General features: G+C 51.0%; 20 protein-coding genes and 1 tRNA gene. 10 read left to right on the top strand and 11 right to left on the bottom strand.

Going from position 1 to position 22,828, the window contains the following annotated elements; all coding sequences use genetic code 11:
* The first annotated feature begins 401 nt into the window (after positions 1-401).
* Both GS601_RS07170 and GS601_RS07175 read left to right on the top strand, forming a co-directional pair.
* Positions 402-1,376, top strand: coding sequence for a radical SAM protein (locus GS601_RS07170; RefSeq protein WP_162422583.1), 975 nt, complete (start codon positions 402-404; stop codon positions 1,374-1,376).
* Complete coding sequence (locus GS601_RS07175) at positions 1,330-2,784, top strand: glycosyltransferase family 2 protein (RefSeq protein ID WP_162422584.1); 1,455 nt, start codon at positions 1,330-1,332, stop codon at positions 2,782-2,784. Before GS601_RS07170 ends, GS601_RS07175 begins: the two co-directional genes overlap by 47 nt.
* 114 nt (positions 2,785-2,898) lie before the next feature.
* Here GS601_RS07175 and GS601_RS07180 read toward each other — a convergent pair whose 3' ends face one another.
* Together GS601_RS07180 and GS601_RS07185 are read right to left on the bottom strand one after the other, a co-directional pair.
* A complete protein-coding gene (locus GS601_RS07180; protein WP_162422585.1) occupies positions 2,899-3,819 on the bottom strand; it encodes a HetZ-related protein 2 in 921 nt (306 codons plus the stop codon).
* Between the two features lie 146 nt (positions 3,820-3,965).
* Positions 3,966-4,232, bottom strand: coding sequence for a DUF2608 domain-containing protein (locus GS601_RS07185; RefSeq protein WP_202924925.1), 267 nt, complete (start codon positions 4,230-4,232; stop codon positions 3,966-3,968).
* Between the two features lie 300 nt (positions 4,233-4,532).
* On the opposite strand from GS601_RS07185, the gene GS601_RS07190 reads away from it, so the two are divergent.
* The 5 genes from GS601_RS07190 to GS601_RS07210 all read left to right on the top strand — a co-directional run bounded on the left by GS601_RS07190 (position 4,533) and on the right by GS601_RS07210 (position 10,234).
* The gene (locus GS601_RS07190; RefSeq protein ID WP_202924938.1) at positions 4,533-5,183 is read left to right on the top strand and encodes a sugar transferase; all 651 of its coding nucleotides are present in this window, start codon (positions 4,533-4,535) and stop codon (positions 5,181-5,183) included.
* A 427-nt stretch (positions 5,184-5,610) separates the two neighbouring features.
* Positions 5,611-7,107 (top strand): site-2 protease family protein, encoded by a 1,497-nt coding sequence (locus GS601_RS07195; RefSeq protein WP_162422587.1) that lies wholly within the window; start codon positions 5,611-5,613, stop codon positions 7,105-7,107.
* Between the two features lie 100 nt (positions 7,108-7,207).
* Positions 7,208-8,068 carry a hypothetical protein gene (locus GS601_RS07200; RefSeq protein ID WP_162422588.1) on the top strand — a complete coding sequence of 287 codons (861 nt, stop codon included), beginning with the start codon at positions 7,208-7,210 and terminating at the stop codon, positions 8,066-8,068.
* 96 nt (positions 8,069-8,164) lie between these two features.
* On the top strand, positions 8,165-9,814 hold the full coding sequence (locus tag GS601_RS07205; protein WP_162422589.1) for a SpoIIE family protein phosphatase: 1,650 nt from the start codon (positions 8,165-8,167) through the stop codon (positions 9,812-9,814).
* 3 nt (positions 9,815-9,817) lie between these two features.
* Positions 9,818-10,234: an ATP-binding protein gene (locus GS601_RS07210; RefSeq protein WP_162422590.1), complete on the top strand. Its 417-nt coding sequence runs from the start codon at positions 9,818-9,820 to the stop codon at positions 10,232-10,234.
* 19 nt (positions 10,235-10,253) lie between these two features.
* Here the strand turns inward: GS601_RS07210 and GS601_RS07215 are convergent, their stop codons facing one another.
* From GS601_RS07215 to plsX, 4 genes are all read right to left on the bottom strand, one after another.
* Positions 10,254-10,916, bottom strand: coding sequence for a lysophospholipid acyltransferase family protein (locus GS601_RS07215; protein WP_162422591.1), 663 nt, complete (start codon positions 10,914-10,916; stop codon positions 10,254-10,256).
* Positions 10,917-10,964: 48 nt separating this feature from the next.
* On the bottom strand, positions 10,965-11,846 hold the full coding sequence (gene fabD, locus GS601_RS07220; RefSeq protein ID WP_162422592.1) for an ACP S-malonyltransferase: 882 nt from the start codon (positions 11,844-11,846) through the stop codon (positions 10,965-10,967).
* Between the two features lie 85 nt (positions 11,847-11,931).
* Positions 11,932-12,936 carry a beta-ketoacyl-ACP synthase III gene (locus GS601_RS07225; RefSeq protein WP_162422593.1) on the bottom strand — a complete coding sequence of 335 codons (1,005 nt, stop codon included), beginning with the start codon at positions 12,934-12,936 and terminating at the stop codon, positions 11,932-11,934.
* A 74-nt stretch (positions 12,937-13,010) separates the two neighbouring features.
* Positions 13,011-14,033, bottom strand: a complete 1,023-nt coding sequence (gene plsX / locus GS601_RS07230) for a phosphate acyltransferase PlsX (protein ID WP_162422594.1) — start codon at positions 14,031-14,033, stop codon at positions 13,011-13,013.
* A gap of 360 nt (positions 14,034-14,393) precedes the next feature.
* On the opposite strand from plsX, the gene GS601_RS07235 reads away from it, so the two are divergent.
* A complete protein-coding gene (locus GS601_RS07235) occupies positions 14,394-15,833 on the top strand; it encodes a DUF2079 domain-containing protein (protein ID WP_238393131.1) in 1,440 nt (479 codons plus the stop codon).
* A 515-nt stretch (positions 15,834-16,348) separates the two neighbouring features.
* Entirely contained in the window at positions 16,349-16,996 is a 648-nt protein-coding gene (locus GS601_RS07240) for an FHA domain-containing protein (RefSeq protein ID WP_238393132.1), read from the top strand.
* A gap of 50 nt (positions 16,997-17,046) precedes the next feature.
* Here the strand turns inward: GS601_RS07240 and GS601_RS07245 are convergent, their stop codons facing one another.
* The 5 genes from GS601_RS07245 to GS601_RS07265 form a co-directional block, all read right to left on the bottom strand.
* The gene (locus tag GS601_RS07245; protein WP_162422595.1) at positions 17,047-19,053 is read right to left on the bottom strand and encodes a ribonuclease catalytic domain-containing protein; all 2,007 of its coding nucleotides are present in this window, start codon (positions 19,051-19,053) and stop codon (positions 17,047-17,049) included.
* 125 nt (positions 19,054-19,178) lie between these two features.
* Positions 19,179-19,394: a 30S ribosomal protein S18 gene (gene rpsR / locus GS601_RS07250; protein WP_162422596.1), complete on the bottom strand. Its 216-nt coding sequence runs from the start codon at positions 19,392-19,394 to the stop codon at positions 19,179-19,181.
* A gap of 111 nt (positions 19,395-19,505) precedes the next feature.
* On the bottom strand, positions 19,506-19,700 hold the full coding sequence (rpmG, locus tag GS601_RS07255; RefSeq protein WP_162422597.1) for a 50S ribosomal protein L33: 195 nt from the start codon (positions 19,698-19,700) through the stop codon (positions 19,506-19,508).
* 168 nt (positions 19,701-19,868) lie between these two features.
* Positions 19,869-19,953, bottom strand: a tRNA-Ser gene (locus GS601_RS07260).
* An 86-nt stretch (positions 19,954-20,039) separates the two neighbouring features.
* Entirely contained in the window at positions 20,040-22,277 is a 2,238-nt protein-coding gene (locus GS601_RS07265) for a ComEC/Rec2 family competence protein (protein ID WP_162422598.1), read from the bottom strand.
* Here GS601_RS07265 and GS601_RS07270 point away from each other — a divergent pair.
* On the top strand, positions 22,276-22,449 hold the full coding sequence (locus GS601_RS07270; RefSeq protein WP_162422599.1) for a hypothetical protein: 174 nt from the start codon (positions 22,276-22,278) through the stop codon (positions 22,447-22,449). The genes GS601_RS07265 and GS601_RS07270 overlap by 2 nt on opposite strands.
* The last annotated feature ends 379 nt before the right edge of the window (positions 22,450-22,828 follow it).

Here is a 22,828-nt window from a genome sequence, read left to right on the forward strand (position 1 = left end):
CCTTACCGTTTAGAACGCTGTTCTCAGAACAGGCATTGTAAGAACTGTTTGAAGCTAACGAAATGCGGTGGCGCAATCGCCTGTTTAATCCCCTAGTGACCCTGTGGACATTCGTACTACAAGTGTTAGATCTGACAAAAGTGAGCGCAATGCAGTCAGCCAGGGCAACCAGGTAGGTGTTACACCAGAACGCCTTCCCGTCTTCCGTTGGAATGCCAGAATAACCTGCATCTGACCCGTAGGTTGGGTCAATAAAAGGCTAGGTTAAGGTCTTCCCTAATTTGCAAAGTGTTGACAACCGCACTCCTTCTCTATCCCTTTCTTCACTTTTCTCCCCTTGTCGCGTCTGCCCATAAGATCTATTGTTGTCTTGAACAGCCGACTTTACCGACAAAACACCTATGGCTCCCCTGGTAGCAAACTACTACTTAACCTACCGCTGCAACGCGCGCTGTCATTTTTGTGATATCTGGGCGCTAGAACCCAAAGAAGAAGCTTCCTTTGAAACCATTCGGCATAACCTCGAAGATCTGCGGCGTCTGGGTGTGAAGTATGTAGACTTTACGGGTGGAGAACCACTGCTCAGAAAAGACGTTGACACTATTTTTGCTGAGGCAAAGCGGCAAGGCTTTCTCACCAGCATGACCACAAACACGATTCTTTACCCCAAGCGGGCAAAGGAAATGCAGGGGTTGGTCGATTTTCTAAACTTCTCCCTCGATGGTGGCGATGCCGATACCCACGATCAATCCAGAGGCGTCAAAATCTTTGACACGCTCGTTGAATCTGTAAAACTTGCCCATTCCTTAGGGGAAACGCCAGTTCTCAACCACACTGTCACCGCTCAGAACTACGATCGCATCGCTGAAGTTGCCGAGCTTGGGATAGATTTAGGCGCGAGAGTGTGGCTCAATCCAGCCTTTACTGCCCACAGCAACTACAACTCTAAGAAAAATCCGACGCCTGACATGGTGACGGCGATCGAAACGAATGCGAGGAAATACAGTAACGTTGGTTACAATAGGGCTGCCTTGGCATTTATCGAGGCGGGGGGCAACGATACAGAAAATCCACGGTGCAAGGCTGTAGATGCTGTTATCGCGATTTCACCCCACGACGAAATTCTACTTCCGTGCTACCACTTTGCTCAAAAAGGCGTTCCCATCAACGGAAACCTCTATGAGCTATATAAGCACTCAGAAGAAGTGGACGAATTTCGGCGATCGCAAGGTAAGCTATCGGTTTGTGAAGGTTGCACCGTGTGGTGTTACTTGATCCCTAGCTTTTTTAAGGGTGTAGACAAGTACTGGCTGTTAAACCAAATGACCTATGTGGGAGAATTCATGGCAAGAAAACGATTCCTTCAACGAGCTTGAGTCGCTCGCCGCACTGGCAGCCGATCTGCCAGAAGAGGTGTTGGGCGAGCTAGATCCACCGTCGTTTCGGGGGTTCCGAGGGCGCAGGCGCAAAGCGGCCGTTGTTCTCGTCGTCATCTGGAGCGGCACGATCGCGCTTCATCTCATCGCTTGGGGCTATTGGCTGGTCTTGGGCTTAACCACGGTGATGGGAATTCATGCCGTTCGGCTGTTGTTTGCCCGTCCGTCGGATCTCCCAGCCCCGTTGGTTGGCGATGCAGATTGCCCGATGGTGTCGCTGATGGTGTCTGCTAAGAATGAAGAAGCGGTTGTGGGAAATCTGGTCAAGATGATGTGCAGTTTGGATTATCCCCGCGATCGCTATGAACTTTGGGTGATCAATGACAACAGTACTGACAACACGGCGGCGGTTTTGGATCGCTTGGCACAAGAGTATGCTCAACTTAACGTCTTTCACCGTTCTGCTAAGGCAGGGGGCGGCAAATCTGGTGCTCTCAATCAAGTCTTGCCTCTGACCCAAGGTGAGATCATCGTCGTGTTTGATGCCGATGCTCAGGTTGAGCCAGATTTTCTGCGGAGAGTCCTGCCCGTTTTCCAGCGTGAAACGGTGGGTGCGGTACAAGTCCGTAAGGCGATTATTCAAGCGGAGCCAAAGTTTGAGTCAAACGATACCAATAACTTTTGGGTTCGTGGGCAAATGGCAGAGATGGCACTAGATGCCTTTATTCATCAGCAAAGAGCCGCGATCGGGGGGTTAAGCGAGCTTCGAGGAAATGGTCAGTTTGTCCGGCGGCAAGCCCTGCAAGCGTGCGGTGGTTGGAACGAAGAAACCATCACCGATGATTTGGATCTGACCTTCCGGTTGCACTTAAACCAGTGGGATATCGAAGTTGTGACCGTACCGCCCGTTTATGAAGAAGGCGTTACGACGGCTCTAGCCCTTTGGCATCAACGAAATCGCTGGGCAGAAGGCGGCTATCAGCGCTATTTAGACTACTGGCGACTGATTCTGAAAAACCGGATGGGGACTCGCAAATCCCTGGATCTGTTTATGTTTTGGTTGATTCAGTACGCTGCGCCAACAGCGGCATTGCCTGACTTTTTGATGGCGATCGCAAAGCATCGATTAATGCTGACTAGCCCAATTTCCGCCTTGGGAATTCTACTGTTTTTGTTTAGCACGGTGGGCGGGCTAAGACGGGTGCAGGCGCTTGATCCCCATCATGGGATAAAACGCGCTTCCCTAGGTGGCATCGATTTTTCGCGTTTTGTGGCGCTGTTACAAGCCCTGCGGGGAACGATCTACATGATGCATTGGCTAGCGATCGTCGCTAGCACCACAGTTCGGATGTCAATTCGCCCTAAACGGTTGAAATGGGTGAAGACAATTCACAAAGGCAATGGCTAACCCTGACACTCTACTGTTTTGCCTGAACAAAAGTTTGCTTGAACAAAAGGTCTGCGTAAACCGGTTTGTTCAAGCCTCTTGTTCAGACAACAATCCTGGCTCTAACAGGCAGCATTAACGCCCCAGCCATTCTGTCACCAGTTCGGGCTGGGCTTTTTGGGCAAATACTCGCACGGCGTGATAGTTGACCTTCTCCCGAAGCCGGTAGACCTGCTTGATCTGCAACCCCAAAAGCTGCGCGATCGCTTCTTGGGTTTTCCCCTGCAAATACAGGCGCAGCCACTCTGCCGCTTGGGGATCAACCTTTTCCTCTAAATAGGTCTCAAAATGCCGTGCGATCGCGCCTCGCAACTCTTTCTGCTCCTCTTGGGTTTGCGTCTCGCGATAATCCACGATCGCTTGTCCATCCAGCAAACTCACCGTTCCTTCTGCATCATCGGGCGCAATCTCTTCAGACACCAGTCGGATAAAATCAGAGGCCGGCACCTGAGTCATGCCGCCTCGCTGCGATCGCTTCTGATAGTTGACAAAGCGATAGAGCAACAGCGGCTGGTTCCGAATCGGACGCAGGCTATATTCTTCTATTGCTGTAAAAACTAGAGCGTTCCGAAGGCGAGGATCACTGGTGCATTCAGCGATCCACGCAATTTGCTCCTGCATATATTTATCGTTTTGCATCAAGTCTTGAATCACTTCTTGAAGCACATCTATCACCGTCGAGTGGCGATCGCGCGACAGCGAAATCCAAGTACTAATTTTGCTCCGAATCACAAACAAGCTGCTCAAGCGCTGAATCAAATTTCGGTAAGCTCGTTCGGGTGACACCTTTAAATAGCGCTGAATCAAAATTCGATAGCGATAATCGATGGCGTGCTTTGCAATATGCCGTTGCTCTAATGGCAGGTCATTCAACCGTTCTGGCGTTTCTCCGAGCAACCACTTGAGAATGCTCTCCTGAATGGCGTGATCCATGGACGGCAGGTCGGCTTGTAGCTGCGATCGCCAGGTGGTTGCAATATCGTCTAATACTGTCATGGAGTTGCTGTCCTCAATGCCCTGATAATAGAGTTTGCCTCACACCCTTGACCCAGATCACTTACCCGCACGGGTACTTTATAAAACCAAGGCGCTGGTTGGCTAGCGTCCCTCAGTATAGTCCGTTTCTCTGAGTTGGTCTCCAATTAAGCAGAGGCATCTTTTTCCAGAGACGCTGCAATGCGATCGAGGGTTTCTGTTAAATGCGACAAGTGGGCAATCATCGCTGCCTGATTGTCCGTCAGGGTTTGAACAGCATCCGTCAGTGCAAAAACCTGATACCCCTGCTGCTGCACTTGGTTTGCAAGGTCGTCCATGCGTTCTGAAACGTGTTCAACGGTTTCTGTCGCCGCAATGACGGTCTCTGCCATCTGCTCGACGATGGTCATAAACTGATCCAGTTGCGATTCCACGCCTCAAGCCCCTTATTTTTATTTTTATGATTACTCGCTGTCGGTCATCTGTGGTATCTAACCTTATACCTTTAAGAAATCGTCCGATGTGAAGACGACAAACACATCGCTTTATCAAAACTTTATATAACCTTTAATCAGGTATTAGAGTAAAAAGTTTTGAGGAAGTGTTTAGGAAAAGACTACCTGGTTATAGTGAAAAATCCTATATTTTCCGTATAGCTACGGATACGAAACTAGTGTTTATACGGTTCCCTGTGTGGGTTCTGAATCATGACACAATCTGCTCTAGGGTCCTCCATGCCCGATACTCAGTTGGCTGCATCTGCCGAATTTCAGGTTCCTCATCCCTCGTCTTATTCTGTTGTCAAGCGGGCGATCGATATCATCGGAAGTGTGGTTGGGCTACTGATTGTGGCTTTGGTCTTCATTCCAGTTGCGATCGCCATCAAGCTAGATAGTCCAGGTTCTATTTTCTACACCCAAGAGCGCCACGGGTTGCTGGGCAAGCCCTTCCGCATCTATAAATTTCGTTCCATGGTTGAGGGAGCAGATTCGCTCAAATCTCAGGTGGAGAACCAAGCACAGGGGCTGATCTTTAAAAATAAGCAAGATCCTCGCATTACTAAAGTTGGGCGATTTCTCCGACGCACCAGTTTAGATGAACTGCCGCAATTTTGGAATGTGTTTCTGGGAGAAATGAGTTTGGTTGGAACCCGCCCACCAACGGCTGATGAGGTTTCTCAGTACAGCGACCATCACTGGCAACGGCTCAAGGTCAAACCCGGAATAACGGGCGAGTGGCAAGTAAATGGGCGATCTACGATTAAGGACTTTGAAGATATTGTCCTCCTGGATTTGCGCTACCAATCTGTCTGGACTCCGACCTACGATCTATATCTCATCCTAAAAACCCTTCACGCGATTTTTGCAAAGGTTGGAGCATTCTAGACGTTTGAAGAGCCACTATGAAGCTCTCTTTGTTTTACGGATATTAGTGCGGTGATCATTGGGAATTGTCAGCTTGAGGTAAGGTCACTATCAGGGAATAGTTTTGCCTAGAGCCACTATGAAGCTCTCTTTGTTTTACGGATATTAGTGCGGTGATCATTGGGAATTGTCAGCTTGAGGTAAGGTCACTATCAGGGAATAGTTTTGCCTAGGGACGATCGCGCGCCTTGATCGATATTGTGCCAACCCATTTCTGGGGGTAATGCTGTTGTGAGCACCTACCCTAGGGCGCGCTTCAAGGCTCTTTACGGAAGACCCCGTGTTCAAGATACAGTAGATCTAGTGATGTTCTGTTGATCAAGAACTGTAGCCGCCGCACTGAGACTCATCTGCTCAAAGTCGGCATCTCTTACAGGGGGTTAATTCTATGATTACTGCGCTAACCGTGGTGGTGGCTCTAGCGATCTTAGGTTGGGGGTTCAACCGCGCTCGACCTTACGGGAAAGTAGGCATTTTAGCCTGGTTACAATCTGTGGCGTTGATGGCTCCTTGGCTCCTCTTTTTTGGCTTATTTGCCGTCGGAATTTACTTGAATCTGGCAGGAATGCTTTTCCTATTTCTGGTATCTACCGGAGCCTATATTTTCATCGGACGCCAACTGCGAGCCGCCGGACAGGATGCCTTGTCAAAACGTGCTGCTATCCTCGCTAACCCAAACCCAGAGCCTCGTGCAGACGACCCTGCTCAACCGGAGCCAACCCATCGCCCAGCGTTAGAAACTGTAGCAGAGGCGCTTCAACCGCCTGACGTTGTGCCAATTCCGGCGGAGGACTTGCAGGCAATAAAAGGAATTTTTGGAATTGATACGTTTTTTGTAACCGAAACGACGCCTTATCAAGAGGGAGCCATTTTCCAGGGCAATTTGCGGGGCGAGATTGAGCCAACGTTTACCCAACTGTCAAAACATTTAGAAGAGCGCGTGGGCGATCGCTACCGGCTTTTCCTAATTGAAAATCCGCAGGGCAAGCCCGTTGTTATTGTTTTACCCAGCAGAAACGAGCCGCAACCGTCTACTTTGACGCAGAAATTGCTGGCAATCATCTTGTTGGTTGCCACGATCGCGACCAGCTTAGAGACAGGTGGGATTCTTTTAGGATTTGACTTTTATGGGTCGCCCGATCGCTTCCGCGAAGTCTTGCCAACCAGCCTCGGGCTTTTGGCAATTTTAGGAATTCATGAGTTGGGTCATTGGCTAATGGCACGGCGCTATCAAGTGCGGTTGAGCTTGCCATATTTTATTCCGACGTGGCAAATCGGTTCGTTTGGAGCGATTACCCGCTTTGAGTCGTTCTTACCCAATCGTAGCGCTCTGTTTGATATTGCGATCGCAGGTCCTGCTGCTGGCGGCATTCTGTCGCTCGCAATGCTGATCACAGGGCTATCGCTCTCTAACCCTGAGAGCCTGTTTAAGGTTCCTACTCAGTTTTTTGAAGGCTCTATTTTGATCGGCACCTTGGCACGGGTGATATTGGGCACCGCTGTGCAACAGCCGATCGTGGCTATTCATCCCCTAGTTGTGCTGGGTTGGATTGGATTAATCATCACCGCCATCAACACGATGCCCGCCGGGCAGCTAGACGGGGGCAGAATCGTGCAGGCGATTTATGGACGGAAGACGGCAAACAGAACCACGATCGCGACGATTTTGGTGTTGGCGATCGCATCTCTGGTCAATCCGTTAGCGTTGTACTGGGCGGTCGTGATTGTTGTCTTGCAGCGCAACCTTGAGCGACCCAGCTTTAACGAGCTTACCGAACCAGATGACGCTAGAGCCGCCCTTGGGTTGCTAGCACTCTTTCTGATGATTACAATCTTGCTGCCGCTAACGCCAAGCCTTGCAGGACGTTTGGGCATTGGTGGCTAGCCCTACTTAAAACTTTTGATACAAAATAATTGAGACCCTGCGGAAACTTGCGTTACGCTGGTGTCGTCATTAGTGTTGTCTACTGTTTCAACCGTTTCCCATGCGTCCTAGCCATTCTGCCCCGCTTCTCGCTGCGATCGCTTTAGTTGGAGCCTTGTCCCTCATGACAGGAATGCCCCTACTTCAACCCGTTTCAGCTTCCCCCCTCAAAGAAGCCTCTGAACTCCTCAACCAACAGAGTGATCCGTCTAGCGATCCGTCTAGCAACTCTCGCCCCAAAATGGCTCCTGTGCTGGTCTCCAATGCGATCTTCCGTGACATCACGCGGCGCTCAGGGGTTTCTCGTCAGGCGTTGCAAGTGGTCAGCGTTGAGCCGCGCACTTGGCAAGATGGCTGTTTGGGCTTAGCAGACTCTGGAACCCTGTGCACCCAAGTGCTTGTTCCAGGTTGGCGCGTGCAGGTTAAGGCAGACAATCAGACGTGGGTTTATCGCAGCGATCGCAAAGGTACGGTTGTCAAGCTAGAACCGCCAACCAACGCCAGCCAGTTTGAGCCGATTCGCTTAGCAGACAATGAGCTTCCCAAGCCGCTCGATCGAGGCACTGTTTTTCGCGTGATTACGAGCGGTGGCTTCGCAGGACAGACGGCACAAACCGTTTTGCTTGCCGATGGGCGGTTGCTCCACGCTAGAATGCGACCCAACGGAACCTACAGCCCAACCAAGGTTTATCGGCTTTCGCCGCAACAAATACAGCCGTTTCAAACCCTGCTCGACCATGCTCATCTAGAACAGTTTGATCGCCTTAGCTATCCCGCAAGTCCTGGTTCTGCCGACTTCTTCACCATCACGCTAACGAGTCCATCGGCAACTGTGCAATACTCCGACTCGGTTCAAAATCAGCTTCCTGAGCCGCTCCAGCGAGTGATCCAAGGCTGGCAAAATATCGCCCAATCAAATTAGTTTTTCTTATCTCTCCTTTCTCGCTCTGTTAGTTGCCCCGCCAGAACGGGAATAATTTCCTAGAGAGTCTATACGCTCTAAGGAGTGAGAAACGGCATGAGACGGGAATCCAACCCTAAGCTCAAGCTCATGATTGTGGATGATGAGCCAGACAACCTTGATTTGCTCTATCGCACGTTTCGACGAGAGTATGACGTGGTTAGAGCAGCAAGTGCGATCGAGGCTCTCAAACTGCTCGATGAGCATGGCGAGATGGCAGTGATTATTTCTGACCAACGGATGCCCGAAATGTTAGGGACTGAGTTTCTCAGCAAAACTGTTGAACGGTTCCCAGACACCATTCGGATCGTTCTGACCGGATATACCGATGTCGAAGACTTGGTGGATGCCATCAATGCTGGTAAAGTCTTCAAGTACATTACAAAACCCTGGAAGCCGCAGCAACTTCAAGTGGTGATTGAACAGGCAGCCGAAACGTACCGAGTGATTAAGCAACGCACCGAAGATCTCAAACGCGCCTTGCGTCGAGAATCGCTGTTTAACGCCATCACTTCTGCAATTCGCGGCTCTCTGGACTATCCAAGTATGCTGAACACCATCGTAGAAACCTTGGGACAGTCGTTTGAAGCAACCTGTAGTATGCTCCATCCGGTGGAAGGAGAGATCCTGCAATCCCAATCGGCAATGTTCTGCTCTGCCAACTGTGGTGAGAGAGATTGTGATGGCGATCGCGAGTCTGCACTGGTTCAATCGGCGCTCAAGCAGCGTCAGACTCAGGTAGAGCCACTTAGCAAAAGCAATCCTGTGCCTCATCTCGCTGTGCCCCTCGCCTATCAGCAAGATGTACTAGCGATTTTGTCGTTGCATCGATCGGTAGAATCTCCGGCATGGTCAGGAGAAGATGTCCACCTGATTGAAGAAGTAGCTGAGCAAGCGGCGTTAGCCATCTCCCAAGCCAAGCTTTATCAACGCACTCAGCAGCAAGCCGAGCAGATTCGCATAGAATTGGGAGTCGCCCGCCAAATTCAAAGCAATTTACTGCGGCAAACGCTGCCTGATCTTGAAGGGTTCCGCGTTCAGGCGTGCTGTCATCCGGCGCGCGAGGTAGGGGGCGACTTTTTTGAGGTGTATCAGCATCCCCAAGGCGATATCTGGCTAGCTGTGGGGGATGTTTCTGGAAAAGGGGTTCCTGCTGCTTTGTTTATGGCAAGCGCAATTTCGCTCTTGCGACGAGAACTGGCTCAAGAAGCGCCACCCGAACCGGATCTTGTAATGCGGAATTTAAACAGCATTCTATCTAATGACTTAGTGAGTGCCAATTGCTTCATCACGTTAGTTTTGGTGCGCTACAGTCCTCATACCAATCACCTCGTCTATGCCAACGCCGGACATATCTATCCCCTCGTCTGGTCGAACCAAACCGAACGTGCTGAGCCAAATTATTTAAAAGTCCGGGGGGTGCCGCTTGGGATTTTACCCACATGGAGCGCGATCGCAGGTAATTTGGCGCTGCATCCGGGGGAAGTGTTGTTGCTAACAAGTGATGGAATTACGGAAGCAACCATCTACTCTAAACAACTATCTGGGAAATGCGACGGCGGATCAATGCTCCGAGAGAGTGGACTATGGCAATTGTTGCGTCACGCTAGGGAACACTTAGACTTGAAGCAACTTCTCGGTCGCATTCAATCCCACACGGCTGTTCAGGAAGATGACCAGACGATTCTTTCTCTGGAGGTTCTATAACTCATGAGAACTGAGCTTCATATCCCTAGTGATCTAAAATTTCTCAACGTTGCTGAGACTTGGCTGCTTGGCACGCTAGAGGTTGAAATTGGCGATCAGGCAGATTGGTCACGCCAATCGAGCCGCTTGCGCTTGGCTTTGGTCGAAGCCTACTCGAATGTGGTTCGCCATGCTCACCGCGATCAGCCCACCCTTCCGGTCATCTTGCGATTGGAGCTAAGAAATCGAGATTTTGCTTTGGAAATTTGGGATCACGGCATTGGCTACGATTTGTCAACCTATCTAGCGCCGTCTCCAGAAGCGATGCAGGAACATGGCTATGGTTGGCTGATCCTCAATCGGCTGATGGATCGGGTGGAATATCAACTCCAGGTGAACGGGCGAAATTGCTTGAAGCTAGAAGCGAGTTTTCCAGACTGAGGGTAGGGGAGATTGAGTCTTAGCGACCCAAATCGAGGAGGGAGTTAATGACGTTGGCACAGCGCTGCGTCACGGCTTCTAGGGTGGCGCGATCGCTAGTCTGCGGGGGTGCAACGAGTTCCCCAATCCGAATGGTGATTCGGGCAGGGCGGGGCAGGGCAGACCCTTTCTGAAAAATATGCTGAGTTCCCCACAGGCTGACAGGCAAAAGTGGGGAATTTGTTTTGGCAGCGATCCAGGCTGCACCAAGTTTTGGCTCATGGATGCGACCGTCAGAGGTGCGAGTGCCATCGAGAAAGACGCCGGTTGCCCAACCCGACTCAATTGATGCGATCGCGGCTTTCATTGCTGAGCGATCGGCACTGCCCCGCTTGACGGGGTAGGCTCCGTATGCCTGAATCGCCTGCTTGAGCACCGGAACGCGGAATAGCTCTTCTTTTGCCATGTAGGCTACTGGACGACCCACCGCGCACGACAGCAACACTGGGTCAAAATCGCTGGCGTGGTTGCTGACCACGAGTAACCGCCTCTGTCGCGGAATGCCCTCTGCGCCATAAATCCGCCCTTGAAAATAGCTGTGCAGCGCCGGAGCTACAACAGACCACTTGAAGAGATGATAGAGAACGAGGCTAATCAAGGGTTCGCGATCGCGGGGCACAGTGTCTAGAGAATCGAGCGTCATAAGTCTTGGGGAGGTAGGGAGCGTGCAACTTCTAGAGCCTCGTCCCGGCTAGGTGGGTAGGTCTGCAATGCTACCAATGTTTTCCAAAACTAAATTTGGGCAAGTGCGCTTGATGATGCCTGTTAGCACTTTACCAGGTCCAACTTCAATTACTCGTTGAACATTTTCTGCGGCAAACTGCGTAGAAATTTCGCGCCACCGCACAGTCCCAGTCATTTGGCGGCGCAGTCGATCTTTGAGCGCCGTAGCGTCTGTGCTAGGAAGCGGATCGACGTTAGACAAGACTGGAATGTTGGCAGGTTGAAATTCAACGCTCTCTAACAAAGGGTTGAACTGGTTTGCCGCCTCTGCCATAAGAGGCGAATGAAATGCCCCACTGACATTCAGACGAATAGCCCGCTTAGATTTGACTTGGCTCAACATGGCTTCAACCGCATCAGGGGTTCCAGAAATCACGACCTGCCCATCGTTATTGTCGTTGGCGAGAACAACGTCCGTCGTTTGGGCGAGGGCAACATCAAGTTGGCTGCGATCGCAGCCCAACAGGGCCGCCATCATGCCATCAGATGCGCTGTCCATCAACTCGGCTCGCCGTTGAATCAGCCGCAGCCCAGATTCAAAGTCAAACACGCCGGCTGTGTATAAAGCCGCGTACTCACCTAAGCTATGCCCCGCCACATAATTGGGGCGCTGCCCTTTAGCGGTGAGCAGATCTGCCAGAACGGTTTCTACAACGTACATACAAGGCTGTGTGTAGCGCGTTTGCGACACCTTATTCTCTTTGTGCTGGCAAATTTCGACAACTGACCATCCTAAAAGTTGCTCAGCTTGCTCAAATCGCGCCTTTGCGGCGGGCACATCCAGTAAATCTGTGCCCATTCCAATCGCCTGAGATCCTTGCCCAGGAAAGACCCATGCAGTGTGTGTCATTGATAGTTTCATGCCCTGTGATGGATAGGAACGCGCCAGAACGCATCAATAGAAGGGGGGACAGAGGGTGGGTCTGTGGGGATGACTAATCAAACTGCCCCCATTGAAAGATTGTGGCTCCCCACGTCAAGCCTGCACCAAAGCCAGACGCTGCGATCGTATCTCCGGGTTTGACCTGCCCTTGGCGCACCGCTTCATCTAACGCTAGGGGAATCGAGGCGGCAGATGTATTGCCGTAGTGTGCCAGATTGCTAATCACTTTGTTAGCCGGGATATGCAGCCGCGTGGCTACGGCATCCAAGATGCGCTGGTTGGCTTGATGGAGCAGCAGCCAATCGACCTGAGCGACGGTGAGATTTGCCCGAAACAGGGCTTTCTCAATCACGTCGGGAACGCGCTTTACGGCAAAGCGGTAGACTTCTTGCCCATTCATGGTGATGGGACGAAAGCCGCCTTGCGCGATCGCGACATTTTCTAGCAATGGCGTAGAGCCACCCTCATAGGACAGGTTGAGACAGTGGTTCAGCGTGCCATCGCTGCGAAGCTCAAAGCCGAGGAAGCGATCGAGTTGGCTTGCCTGCATGACGACGGCTCCAGCCCCATCCCCAAACAGGACGCAGGTTCGCCGATCAGTCCAATCGACCCAGCGCGAAAGCACGTCTGCTCCGATCAGCAGCACATTCTGGTACACGCCCGTTCGGATGAATTGCGCGGCAGTTACCATCCCAAACACAAAGCCAGAACAGGCAGCCGTCAGGTCAAATGCAACGGCGCTCGTTGCCCCAAGTTCGGCTTGAACTCGGCTAGCTGTGCCAAACAAGTCATCTGGCGTAGAGGTTGCCAGTAAAATCAGATCAATCTCGGTTGCGGTGATGCCTGCCATTGCGATCGCGTGATCAGCGGCGGCAGCAGCAAGCTGAGTCAACGAGCTATCGGGAGGAGCTAAGCGCCGTTGCCGAATTCCGGTGCGCGATGCGATCCATTCATCCGATGTGTCAACGATCGCGCTGAGGTTCTCGTTAGACACAGACACAGAAGGAGTTGCCGATCCGCATCCGTTGATTGCTATTCCTAACCCTGAGTATTCCAAAGTGCGTTACTCCATCTTTGCAGGAACTTTAGTCTCAGACGCCACGCCTCTTAGCGCAAAACACGCCGAGTAGATCAGCTACTCACGGCAGGTTTTTCGTAGCTAGAGCGAATGCGATCGAGCACCTGGTTATCGATCGCATCTTTTGCCAACCGAGCCGCATTGAAAATGGTAGGCGATTGGGAACTGCCGTGGCTAATAATGCAAACTCCAGCGACGCCCAGCAGCAAGCCGCCCCCATGCTCTGCATGATCCATCCGTTGTTTAATGCGCTTTAGGTTAGGGCGCAACAGCGTCACGCCTGCCTTGCCGTGCAAGCCTCGCGGAAGCTCTTCGCGCAAGATTTGTAGTGCCACTTCTCCAACGGCTTCGGCAAATTTAAGCAAGACGTTTCCTGCAAAGCCATCGCACACAATCACATCAAAATGCCCAGACAGCACATCCCGCCCTTCTGCGTTGCCAATAAACGGAATCGCAGGATTTTCTTGGAGCAGTTGGTGGGTCTGAATTGCCAATTCGTTCCCTTTGTTGGGTTCTTCGCCAATGTTGAGCAAGCCTACTTTGGGGTCGGTGTTGCCCAACACGTACTGCGAATAGATGGTTCCCATTAGCGCAAATTGCTCTAGAAACGTGGGGCGACAATCGACGTTTGCCCCGACATCTAGAATGAGCACGGGCTTTCCGGCAATCATCGTTGGCAAGACCGCCCCGATCGCAGGGCGCTCAATCCCGCTTAGGCGACCCAAACGCAGCAACGCGGCTGCCATCGCTGCGCCAGAGTGACCCGCTGAGACAACCGCATCGGCTCGCCCCCGCTTGACGAGATCCATCGCCACATTGATCGAGGCTTTGGGCTTGCGGCGCAAAGCGGGGAGCGGCTCTTCTTCCATTTCGATCGTGCCTTCAGACGGCACAACTTCGATCGGAGATGCATGTCCATGGTGTTTGAGGGCGGCTTCTACCTGCTGCGGATCGCCAACGAGTAGAACCTCTGCCTCTAATTCTTCTTGTGCTCGGAGCGCTCCAGCCACGATTTCAGCAGGAGCGTTGTCGCCGCCCATGGCGTCAATTGCAATTCGTACCCGCGTTGATCCCATTGGCTAAAGTTTGTAAAAACCTTACAAATTCTATCAGACAGCCTTCCCTTCATGGCTCATCCTGGTGGTCAGAAAGGAAATTTGCCTTCTTTGATTGTCGCTTAAAGTTAAACTGATTTAGCCTCTCAACGATTTCTAATTCAATGTAGGTTTAATTCGGTAATTCAATGTAGGTTTGGCAGCCCTCATCCTTGCAGCCTCCTTATCCCAAAGAGAAGGAACTATGGAAAACGCATAGGGTTAGGATGCTAATGCCTTTCTCCTGCGGCGGAGAGGTTTGGGGTGGGGACAAATTTTGGTGCTCTTGAACAGACACTAATTCATCTTGTACTTAGCTTGTGCTCAACTTTGGGTCACCCAATGATGGACGCTCAACCTTGGAAGAAGCGGTTTTCGTTGCCCTCTTTACCGTGGCATGTGGGGGTGATGATCGCGATCGCAGCCCTCATTTTCCTACTATGTAGTAGCGTTCGCCATGGGCTATTTCAATCTAGCGCTTTAGATTTGGGCTATTTCGATCAGGCGATTTATCTAATCAGTCAAGGGTTGCCGCCCATCGTGTCTTTTTGGGGATATCACGTCATGGGGGGGCATGCAGACTGGATCATCTATGGCATTGCCGGATTGTATAAGCTGTATCCCAGTATCTACTGGCTTTTTGCCATTCAAGCGATCGCGTTGGCAATGGGAGCTTTACCCAGTTGGCATCTAGCGCGGCAAGCACGGTTAGCGCCGCCCCAGGCAACGGCGATCGCGCTGGTCTATCTCCTCTACCCTCTGGTGTTTAACCTCAATTTGTTTGATTTTCACCCCGAAGTGATCGCGCTGCCGCTATTACTATCGGCGGTTTTAGCGGCGAGAGGGAACCGAGTTGGCTGGTTTACGCTCTGCATCATACTGAGTTTGGGATGCCGCGATGCGCTGTCATTGACCATTGCCGCGATGGGGCTGTGGCTGATCGCCATTGAGAAGAAAGGGGAGTGTGGTGCGATCGCGCTGAGTTTAGGAACGGCTTGGTTTTTGATCGCGACTCAAGCGGTGATCCCGCATTTTCGCCCAGGTGGGGTAGAGTCGGTATCACGCTATGCCTATCTAGGAGAATCGCTGTTTGAGGTGATCGCCAATATTTTTCTGAAACCACACTTGGTTTTCAGCAAAGTGTTTTCGTTAGATACGTTGGTTTACCTGCTGTTTCTGGTGATTCCTCTGGCTTGGGGGTTGTCGGTGCGGCATCTGCTGCATTTGCTGCCGGCTGTGCCGACCTTAGCGATGAATATTTTGTCTGATCTGCCGTCTCAACGAGATTTGCTGCATCAATATTCGCTGCCAGCGCTGCCTTTTTTGTTGCTTGTTGCGATCGCAAGCTTGGCAGCCAATCACACATGGATCAAGCAACCTCGGTGGATAGTGCTGTGGTCGCTAGTGGCATTTTTGGCATTGGCAAAGTATGAATTTTTTGGGTCGAAATATCTGACCCGCTTAGACAGTTGGCAGGCAACGCGAGAAGCGATCGCCCTCATCCAGACCTCTGACCAGACCCTGGGGCTTAAAGAATCGGTGCTGACGACCAGCTACATTGCGCCGCATTTGACCCATCGCGCCCGACTGGAGTATACCAAGCTGATTGCACCACCCCGCCAATTAGATGAGTTTCGTTATGTGCTTCTCAATCTTCAAGATCCAGGGTGGGCAAGCAGTCCAGAATTAGCGCAGAGCGTCCTGCAAACCGCGCAGAGCAATCCCCAGTTTCGCCTAGAATATCAGCGCGATCGCGTCTACTTATTTGTGCAGCAACCCTGATGGCAGAACGAGCGCCCAAAACCCCATCGCTACCCTTTGAAGCTCTCCACTTAAACCAGAGGTTCAAAGCCTTGGGGCGAACTGGATAGGAAAGATTGACAACTTGCGTAATTTTACTGCTTTACTGAACCTAGAAGAAGCCATTTTGGTAGCAAATTTCACAAGGACTTTAAAAAACAATCCTTTTGACTTTCCCTATGAAGCTTCTAAGAAGAAGCGGCGATCGCCTATTGTCACTTCTGCGGAGAGGGTGTTTAGTCTACGTAACTGAGCTAATCTCACCCATTCGTGTGAGAGATGATCCCCCTCCAGCCCACCTGTGTTAATTCAGTCCAGCCTACTACCGTAGATCTACAGACCCGTTGGATAACGTTAGGGCGTTTCCCTAGGCAGAATCATTCGCGTATTATCACCCTTGGGTTCCCTCCTAACTCACCGCGTCCTATCAACAACTCAAGCAAATATAAACTTTGACTAGACCTTATGTTAACCAGACCTTATGTTAACCAAACCCTATGTTAAATTTGTCGCCATCTAGTGATAGTGATACGGACAATTCTTCTAGCAAGATTTTGTATCATCAGGCGCATCGTTTTCTCAAAAAGTATCCTTCTTTTTTGCGGTTGGCGCTGCCAAGTTCCATGCGATCGCGCCTTGCAGAGGGCGATGCTACGTTAGAACAGACCTGTACACAGGTAGCGCCCATTTCGGAGACCCCCACTCAGGGTGCAGCGCCCTATTTTATCCAGGCAGTGACTCTAGGTAAAACGGCGTTTTTGACGACCAACCTAGCCCATGCCAATTTAGCCCAGGATGGAGCGGCAACGGTGAGCCATCTTGCTTCGGAGTTGGGCGACGATGAGATCGCGGCTTCGTGGCTGATTGGGCGCAGCCGACACTGCTCAATTATTGTGTTAGATTCGTCTGTCTCGCGCTGCCACGCTGTCATTGGGCATCACCCCCAGCAGGGCTTCTACATCATGGACGTGGGGAGCAGCAATGGAACATTTTTGAACCAGCAGCGTTTGCCCGTTTTGGCGCGGCGTGCTGTACAAGATGGCGATCTGATTGGGTTGAGCCATCTTCAGATTGAGTGTTTTGTGATAACAGCTAACCAAGAAACGTTTTATCAAAGCGCGATAACCCAGATCAGCGAGGGCTAGAGTGAGCAAAAACGCGAGAGGTCGAACCGCTACAGCACCCAACCTGCACCTCACCCAACCGCCTGCGCTGCCACCTCTTGGAACCGAATCTCATCTTGACGCGGATCAACACGGCTCACCTTGAGCAGAAGCTGATCACCCGGTGCGATCGCGCGGTTTAGCACAACCGGCAACTCTAACGCTAAGTCTTCTAGTAAGACTAGTGCCAAGCCTTCGTGCTCTCGCAGCCAGCGCAGCATCAGTGCTTGCCAGACCTGATCGGCGTTGCGGCGCAGAAATTCTAACCCCCAGTAGCGATTGGTCTGACGCTCTACCAAAATCGCTTCATACACGGTGCTGCCGATGCTGAGCATCAGGTCTTTCACCGCTTCTTCTGAAAACGGGAGAACGTCACCCCGAAGATGGGATTTGATTTGGAAGTGAGCTAGCAGATCGCTATACCGACGAATCGGAGATGTGACCTGCGTATAGGTATCTAACCCTAAGCTGGCGTGACGTGCCGCCGTAATGGTCACTTCGCTGCGGGGCATACAGCGGCGAATCGCACACGCCCGGACTGGACCTGCCGGAAGCAACAAAAGCTCTTCCTCAGAAGGCAGTTCTGGCTGGGGCTGGGAGCGAAACGGCAGGGGAAGCTGGTGCGTTTGAGCATACCGAGCGGCGACCTCCCCCGCTAAGATCATCATTTCTGCTACCAACTGCCGCGAGATAGAATCTTCTAGCACGTCGATCGTCACAGTGTCGCCCTGCACTTTGATCGAAGATTCGGGCATATGAATCGCGATTGAGCCTTGGGATTGCCGCCACGCTTGCCGCCGCTTTGCCCACTGAGCGATCGCTTCAAGTTCCGATTCTGCCTGCACGCCCAACTGCACCATTTCATCCACATCTTCATAGGTGAGGCGGTACGTAGACTTAATCAAGCTAGCGTGAATGCTGTAGTCTTCTACCGCGCCTGCTTCATCTAAGATCACGCCAAAGCTCAAGGCGCAGGAGATTTTTCCGGGGTTGAGGCTCATGTCACCCGTTGCCAACTCGGATGGAAACATCGGAATCATGCCAGTCGGCAGATAGATGGTTGTACATCGGCGGCGGGCTTCTAGATCAAGCTCATCTCCAGGAGTAATCCATCGGGTGGGGTCGGCAATGTGAATCCACAGTCTCTCTCGACCATCAGGCAACGTTTCTAAACTTAAGCCATCATCAATCTCGCGAGTGCTTTCATCATCAATTGTGTATACCTTGAGATGGGTCAGATCAAGACGGTTGGGGTCTAAATCATCGGGCGGAGACTCCAGACGGTGATGCGTCACTTGCAGAACCTTAGTAGAGAAATGGGTGGGAACTTGGCTACGGCGCACCGCGAGATTTTCGTGAGGACTCCAAATTCCAAGTTCGACGAGAAGCCCAAAGGCAGCTTGCGGCGTTTCGGGGCGCTTGAGGGCGGTCAGGGTTTCGAGGGCAGGAGCGCGATGGGTGGCTTCTTCTCCAAAGGTAGCAAAGCGTTCTAGGGCATCAAGGCGGGTGCGATCGCTCGGTTGCCATGCCACCGATTCTCCGGCTGCCGCGTGCTGGAGGCGCTCTAAAAAGTCGTGCCAGTCTCGCTGTCTCTGAGCTTCGGCTTCACCTTGATGCTTGAGTTCAGCGACCTGAGAGGCAGAGCGGGGTTCGTAGCGATCGCCCTTCTGCTTGAAATAAATCTTGTCCTCACTTAACAGGCAATGAGCGGCGTAGCACAGGGGCGCGCCCTTGTCTGAAAAGAGCAGCATTGCCATTTCGTTGGGGTCAACACTATCGCCCGCGTCGCTCAAAATTTCCCAGGCAACCTCTAAACTCGATGGGTCGAGGTAGGGTTGAATGTCGTTGAGAAATTGAGCAATCTCTGAAGGCTTGTAGGTTTGGTTTGAAATCTCGTATTCGATTTGGCGAGGATGGAGGGTATGGTTTTGACCTCGCTCATCGACGACAATCCAGTGTTTTTTGCCTTCCGGACGGTCTGCGATCGCAAGACGGCGGTCTCCATTGACCCGAAATTCGACTAAAGTTCCCTTCTCCATGGAAGTTGGTAAGGCGGAGGTTGGTAAGGTGTTGGGTGGGAGTGCTACAGACAAACAGCGATGAGGAGCGCGTTTGGTCTTGGGCGAACCAGATCCACCCCCTAACACCTTAACACTCCACGAACCTAGCCTTCCTGGTTGATAAAGGGCAACAAGGCAACAATTCTTGCTCGCTTGATGGCAACCGTCAGATCGCGCTGTTGTTTGGCGGTTAAACCAGTAATACGTCGGGGTAAAATTTTACCTCGCTCGGTGATGAATTTACGCAGAAGATCGACATCTTTATAATCGATCGGATCACCAGGTTTGATCGGAGAAACGCGACGGCGAAAATAACTCATGATTCAACAGTACGGTAAGAGGTCAATGGGCGGTAGCCAGCGCCCATGTAGGGCAGACTACGGGCAAAAACGAATTCGCTTTTGCTGACAGGAGCGAAACATTTGAGGTCGCTATTTGATTTCTTTGTGAACCGTGTGCCTGTTACAGTGGGCGCAGAATTTTTTCAGTTCTAATCGCGCTGTCGTATTGCGACGGTTCTTCATAGTGGTATAGCGAGAAACACCCGGAGAGCGTTTGTCTGGGTTGGTTCTACACTCAGTACATTCCAGCGTAATGATAATTCTTACGCCCTTATTTTTAGCCATAATTTCAGCAGCTTGTGGAAGAAGGTTGTGCCAAGACACGAATATCCATTATTTCATAGGAATGCTGAGTTGGGCAAATATTTGAATTTGAACCCCCAGCCGCATCTTTGAAATTGAGAAATTAAGGCGTGAGTGACAGCCGAGATGAACACGATCGTCGCGGTTAAACGGAGAGGGGGGGATTCGAACCCCCGTTGGGTTTCCCCAAAACGCATTTCGAGTGCGTCACCATCAACCACTCGGACACCTCTCCAGAGCAATGAGCCTAAGCTTAGCTCAACACTCACCGTTTGCTATCATACTATAGGTTTACTGCGATAACTAGGTTTGCCGTCATCCCTATAGAAAAGCGGCATCTGCATCCCTAGATTCTAAGGTCGGTTTGAATTTGAGTTGAGGCGTCCATTGGATTGCGCCATCTTGAGCCGTCAGATAAACAGAGGTTCCGCGTTGCTGCAATTGTTTGACGGTGTGAGGATAGACTTTTTGAGAGTAGGCGATCGCGCTTTCTGGGGACACCAGTTTCACCAGGTTGGGAGGCAAATATCTCCCAGACCACCACAAAACCTGATTTCGCTGAAGATGTTCAGAAATTTCTTGTATGGTCTGAAGATTGGGGACATCTTTCAGCCATAGCCAGCGCTGGTTGCCAATTTGAAATTGCACGACCGTTGGATTGATGCTGAGCGGACGAACCGCGATCGCACCTAGCGCAACATTTTCGGTTAGCTGAACATGCCGACCGTGCTGCTTTTCAAGGGCTTGCATCGCTTGCTTATCGAAAGCAGGCTTGTCTGGAGCAGACAAATCATACAAGGTTTTGATCGGTAACGTTTCTAGGAGGGTTGTCCAGCCATTGGGGTAGGACGGACTCGCAGCGATCGCCCAATCGATGTGATTGATGCCTTGCTTTTGCAGAAAGGGCAGCACAGTAGAACTAGCAGTAGAGGCATTTCCGGTATTGACCAATCCAACCTGCCCTCGGTCTTGGACGATCAAAATGGGATCGCGCTGGGTCGCGATCGCACTGATTTGCAGCAAATTTGCCCTCGCGTATGCCGTCGGAATAAACACTAAAGCGATGCCCATGGCAAGCCCCACCCACCACAAGCGTTGCAAGCGAGGTTGTAGCCAAGGTAAACAAATCAATCCATATAACAACAGTGTTAGTAGAGCAGAAATAGTTCCGAGGGCGAGCGAATTTCCGGGTAATTTGCAGAAGAAAGTAACGATCGCAATCAGCCAATGAGCCGGATAGAACAATAGCCAAGCGGCGTAACTTCCGATGGGTTCTGATATGACGGCTAACATAGCGCTCACAAAACCACCAATGCTGAGAACAGAAATCAGAGGTGTAACAATAACATTCACTAGAATGCTGTAAGGAGAAACAATACCAAACGAGTAAAGTTGTAGAGGAAGTGTCCAGATGTAAGCAGCAATCGGAACGGCAATAATAGGAGAAATCGCTCTAGGCAACCAATCTAACCACTTTGTTAAAGTCGGTACGGTCACTAATAAGCCAAGCGTAGCCAGAACACTCAGTTGAAATCCTAAATTCCATATCCAAGTTGGGTAGATAAACAACAAAATCGTCACGCTCACTAACAACGAGCCGAGAGGCTGCACTTTTCTATCTGCTGCAAGTCCGATTAGAATGGCAAATCCCATCACGACGGCTCGCAAAACCGACGGTTGAATTCCGGCAAGTCCGAGAAAGATGATCAGCCCTGCTGCACCGCAAGTAAATTGCACCCCTTTCGGAAATCGCTGAGTGAGAGCTAACACCATTCCTAAAATGAGGGACACCTGAAACCCCGATGCGGCTAAGGTATGACTCAATCCAATTTTGGTAAATGCATCTTTCACATCAAATGGAATACCTACAACTCGGTTTCCTAAAACCATTGCACTGAGTAATGCACCTTCTGGGTTTCCCAATCGGTCTGCTTGAGATTTGATAATTTTTTGCTGAATCATCCACAGTCCCCAACCTGGTTTTTTTGTTGGTTCTAGACGTTCTGATTTTTTTGCATTAAATCCTGCAAAACGTTCTTCTTGGGCAAGATATTTTTGAAAATCAAATCCGCCCGGATTGAGGGCAGGTTTGGGTTTATAGAGCGATCCGGTGAGTGCGATCGCGGCTCCCGGATACAAATCTTTTGCCTCACTTTGCGGCATCGTCACGTAGAGTTTGCCCACTACGGTTTGCTCAATTGATGCCAATCCTGTCACCTCTAACCCCAGTTGCGCTCTTCCGCTCCGCGTCAATCGAGGCACTTCTTCAACACGTCCATAAACCGTCATTTCTTGGTTAATAACATCGGGCACAAAATGACTGATATCGTGAGCGCTCGGATGGGGCACTCGTAATGGCAAATAAACACTCGCTAGCAACGCGATCGCACCCGCAATGATCCAAACCTTGGTTGGAAAGTATCCCGGTGTAAGGCGAGGCGCAGCCAGTGCAGCAACGATTCCGCTAACTAAAATAGCGACGCCACCCCAAGGAAGAGCAGTTGCCATCAATCCCAGAATGTAGGCTAGGCACCCGATCGCTACACTTGTCACAGCCATGAATTTTTTCTCTAACCGTAAAACTGACTTAGAGTACCCAAGCTTTCCAGGGGCAACCAAACAGGAGCCAGCGATCGTCATCATGGCAGGGTGCCCTCAAGGTACGATCAGTTCTGGAATGTTGAATTGTGATCGCGCTCTGCCATCAACTGCGATCGCGCTCTGCCATTAGGCACAATTGACGCAGAGTGAAACTCGGAAGGAGCCGCGATCGCAATACGCAATAGCTGCGTTGCATGAGGAATGATCGACCCATCCAAAAAACAAATCGACCCATCCAAAAAACAAATTGACCGATTAAGCAAGCAAATTGACCGATTAAGCAAGCAAATTAACCTATCCAGAAAACCAATTGACCCATCGGCAGAACGAATTGATCCATCAAGAAGGCGAATCGACCCATCAAGATGAAGTAATCGTAAACTCTGCGTCTCTTGATGCCCTAATTTCCAATCCCTTTTTGAAGAGTTCTTAAAAACGAACATTCGTTTATTCATCCTTAGCTGTGATCGGGCACCTTCATACTATCCAGCCAAATCTTCAGGGAATTG

Source organism: Myxacorys almedinensis A (assembly GCF_010091945.1).
GTDB lineage: Bacteria > Cyanobacteriota > Cyanobacteriia > Leptolyngbyales > Leptolyngbyaceae > Myxacorys > Myxacorys almedinensis.

Coding starts and splice junctions, on each gene's coding strand:
- GS601_RS07195 (WP_162422587.1), top strand. CDS start 5,611: ATGATTACTGCGCTAACCGTGGTGGTGGCTCTAGCGATCTTAGGTTGG.
- GS601_RS07190 (WP_202924938.1), top strand. CDS start 4,533: ATGCCCGATACTCAGTTGGCTGCATCTGCCGAATTTCAGGTTCCTCAT.
- rpsR (WP_162422596.1), bottom strand. CDS start 19,394: ATGAGTTATTTTCGCCGTCGCGTTTCTCCGATCAAACCTGGTGATCCG.
- GS601_RS07240 (WP_238393132.1), top strand. CDS start 16,349: ATGTTAAATTTGTCGCCATCTAGTGATAGTGATACGGACAATTCTTCT.
- GS601_RS07205 (WP_162422589.1), top strand. CDS start 8,165: ATGAGACGGGAATCCAACCCTAAGCTCAAGCTCATGATTGTGGATGAT.
- GS601_RS07245 (WP_162422595.1), bottom strand. CDS start 19,053: ATGGAGAAGGGAACTTTAGTCGAATTTCGGGTCAATGGAGACCGCCGT.
- GS601_RS07265 (WP_162422598.1), bottom strand. CDS start 22,277: ATGGCTGTGACAAGTGTAGCGATCGGGTGCCTAGCCTACATTCTGGGA.
- GS601_RS07270 (WP_162422599.1), top strand. CDS start 22,276: ATGAATTTTTTCTCTAACCGTAAAACTGACTTAGAGTACCCAAGCTTT.
- fabD (WP_162422592.1), bottom strand. CDS start 11,846: ATGACACACACTGCATGGGTCTTTCCTGGGCAAGGATCTCAGGCGATT.
- GS601_RS07170 (WP_162422583.1), top strand. CDS start 402: ATGGCTCCCCTGGTAGCAAACTACTACTTAACCTACCGCTGCAACGCG.
- rpmG (WP_162422597.1), bottom strand. CDS start 19,700: ATGGCTAAAAATAAGGGCGTAAGAATTATCATTACGCTGGAATGTACT.
- GS601_RS07175 (WP_162422584.1), top strand. CDS start 1,330: ATGTGGGAGAATTCATGGCAAGAAAACGATTCCTTCAACGAGCTTGAG.
- GS601_RS07180 (WP_162422585.1), bottom strand. CDS start 3,819: ATGACAGTATTAGACGATATTGCAACCACCTGGCGATCGCAGCTACAA.
- plsX (WP_162422594.1), bottom strand. CDS start 14,033: ATGGGATCAACGCGGGTACGAATTGCAATTGACGCCATGGGCGGCGAC.
- GS601_RS07215 (WP_162422591.1), bottom strand. CDS start 10,916: ATGACGCTCGATTCTCTAGACACTGTGCCCCGCGATCGCGAACCCTTG.
- GS601_RS07235 (WP_238393131.1), top strand. CDS start 14,394: ATGATGGACGCTCAACCTTGGAAGAAGCGGTTTTCGTTGCCCTCTTTA.
- GS601_RS07210 (WP_162422590.1), top strand. CDS start 9,818: ATGAGAACTGAGCTTCATATCCCTAGTGATCTAAAATTTCTCAACGTT.
- GS601_RS07200 (WP_162422588.1), top strand. CDS start 7,208: ATGCGTCCTAGCCATTCTGCCCCGCTTCTCGCTGCGATCGCTTTAGTT.